The sequence below is a fragment of the Stenotrophomonas sp. 05L44_2 genome, from assembly GCF_056665995.1.
In genome coordinates this window covers 1-2,537 of the sequence record NZ_JBFTNR010000616.1, presented here as the reverse complement: position 1 = coordinate 2,537, position 2,537 = coordinate 1, and the positions used below count along the sequence as shown (strand labels likewise).

Here is a 2,537-nt window from a genome sequence, read left to right as displayed (position 1 = left end):
GCCAGATGCAACCCGGTCACTCCGTCGGCAGCGAAGTCCACGGTGTGGCCCCGGTCCTCCAGGTAGTCGCCCAGATTGGCCGCAATGTCGCTGTTGTCTTCGATTACCAGGATTCTCACTGTCACCTCTAATTGACGAATTTACCGACGCGCTGGGCCTGGCCCATGTCGCGCTGTGCCTTGTCCTTCTGCCGAGCACGCTCGGCGACGGTCATGCATTGCGTGGACGACATGTTGGAACCAATGGTCTTCTCACGTCGGCATATTAGACGACTATCTTCACGCGCCTGTGTCAAAACGGTGTTCACGACCTGCTGATCGTTGAAGACCTCAGTTCGTACCGATTCAGGCATCGCGTCCTTGGTCGGGTACTGCTCGGCGGCGGCACGGATGCGAACCAGGGTCTCGCGGACCTTGCCGCGCTCTTCCTGACGCAGCTCGGAATAGGTTTCGCCATCGTTGAGCTCGATCTCGATGCGCTCTACCTGCTGCAGCAGCGGCTTGCCCGGCAGGAATACCTCTTCGGCACTCTTGGCCCCTGCCGAGGCAGCGACCAGGGCCAACGCCGAAACCAGAACCGCTGATATCACTGGATGCTTCATGACAAACGAATCCCTGTCTGAGGTGAACGCCGACTGTATGCGGATGCCCGCTCTGCCAGCAAGTGCTGGCCGGCAGGGTGCAGGCGGCCTTAAAGCTTGGAGTCCGGGTTCAAGTTGCTGTAGGTGCGCTGGTCGTTGAGCAGGGCCTTGCCCTTCTCTTCGATGCGGCGCCGTTCGGCCACGGTCAGGCAACGGCTCTTGGGCATGTTGCTGCCCGTAGTGCGCTGGTACGAGCAGATCTGGCGGCTGTCGTCGTGGGCGCGCGTCAGGATGCTGTTGACCCGCTCCTGATCGTTGAAGACGTCGTTCTGCACCTGCGGTGGCAGCTCCTGGACGGTCTGCCGTTCGCCCATCCGCTGGGTGATCCGCGCCAATGCCTGCTGGACCTGACTGCGGTCCTCGGCGGAGATTTCGTTGTAGTCGCCCTGCTGCAGGGCTTTTTCGACCTGGCGGACCTGCTCGGCCACCGGGGTCTGGCGGTCCATCTGCACAGCCGCCTTTTCCGGCTTGGCCAGTGCAACGCCASGCAGGCACAGCAACAGCACGATCATCGTGGTGCGGTACATCGCCAACCTCCCGATCCTTCGGAACGAAGGCCCAACTCTACGAGTGTCCCCACGTGCCCACAAGGGCCCCTTGGCAGGGGGACACAGGGCATAAAAAAGACCCAGGCGGTGCACCCGCCTGGGCCTGAAGTTGTATCCCGATACCGATCCTGCTGAGAGGCAGAGCTGCGGTTCGTTGAAGGCTACGCCCGGGGCGATTAAAGCAGCGTTAAACCCGCCAACCTCGCCTGAATTTAATTTCAAGCCACTGAAATATCAGGATTTTTTGATCTTCTCGACATGTTCGATGATGCGTGCGGCCACATCCACCCCGCAGGCGGCCTCGATCCCTTCCAGGCCCGGGGTGGAGTTCACCTCCAGCACCAGCGGGCCGCGCTCGGAGCGGATCAGGTCCACCCCGCAGACGCCCAGCCCCAGCGCCTTGGCCGAACGCACCGCCACCTGCTGTTCGGCCCGGCTGGCCTTGGACGCCACCGCCGTGCCGCCGGCATGCAGGTTCGAGCGGAAATCCCCCTCCGGCGCCTGGCGCTGCATCGACGCCACCACCTGGTCGCCGACCACGAAGCAACGCAGGTCGGCGCCCTTGGCCTCGCCGATGAACTCCTGCATCAGGAAGTTGGCATACAGGCCACGCAGGGCTTCGACGATGCCGCGCGAGGCGCTGGCCTTCTCGGTGAGGATCACGCCACGGCCCTGGGTGCCTTCATTGAGCTTCACCACATGCGGCGGCGGGCCGAGCATGGACAACAGGTCGACGGTGTCATCCGGGTTGTCACCAAAGACGGTGACCGGCATGTCGATGCCCTTGGCCGCCAGCAACTGGTGCGCCCGCAGCTTGTCGCGCGAGCGCAGGATCGCGTCGGACGGATTGGGCGTGCGTGCGCCCATCAGTTCGAACTGGCGCAGCACGGCSGTGCCATAGCGGGTGACCGAAGCACCGATGCGCGGGATGACCGCATCCACGCCGGTCATCGGCCGSCCCTTGTAGTGCATGGAAAAGCCGTCCGCGGCGATGCGCATGTAGCAGCGCAGGGGGTCCAGGATGCGCACGGTATGGCCGCGCGCGCGCGCGGCCTCGACCAGCCGACGGGTGGAGTACAGCCGGGTGTTGCGGGACAGGATGGCGAGCTTCATCGCAGTGGGATCGGTCGGCAGGCGCGAAGCATAGCGTGGCAGCGTTGCGACCGGATGATGTTGCCTGGCGGCACCACCGCGTGCCGGGCTTCCCCTTCATTCCGCCGCTGGATAGCCGCGTGCGGCCTCGCCCAGAGCGGCGATGCACGCCATCTGGACGGTCGACCCGMCGAAGGCATCCTTGTAAATCTCCACGATGCGCTGCGCGGCCTCCGGCCCACCTGCCCTGCCCAGGG

At 64.4% G+C, this 2,537-nt stretch carries 3 protein-coding genes and 1 pseudogene; all 4 read right to left on the bottom strand.

The window, feature by feature from the left end; genetic code table 11:
• Positions 1–119: pseudogene (locus AC1VAN_RS18250) on the bottom strand (DNA-binding response regulator); the annotation flags it as partial.
• Positions 120–127: 8 nt separating this feature from the next.
• Positions 128–601, bottom strand: a complete 474-nt coding sequence (locus AC1VAN_RS18245) for a hypothetical protein (protein WP_025874285.1) — start codon at positions 599–601, stop codon at positions 128–130.
• Positions 602–690: 89 nt separating this feature from the next.
• Positions 691–1,167 (bottom strand): hypothetical protein, encoded by a 477-nt coding sequence (locus AC1VAN_RS18240; RefSeq protein WP_480986381.1) that lies wholly within the window; start codon positions 1,165–1,167, stop codon positions 691–693.
• Between the two features lie 255 nt (positions 1,168–1,422).
• Positions 1,423–2,301 carry a 30S ribosomal protein S6--L-glutamate ligase gene (gene rimK, locus AC1VAN_RS18235; protein ID WP_025874283.1) on the bottom strand — a complete coding sequence of 293 codons (879 nt, stop codon included), beginning with the start codon at positions 2,299–2,301 and terminating at the stop codon, positions 1,423–1,425.
• Positions 2,302–2,537 lie beyond the last annotated feature (236 nt).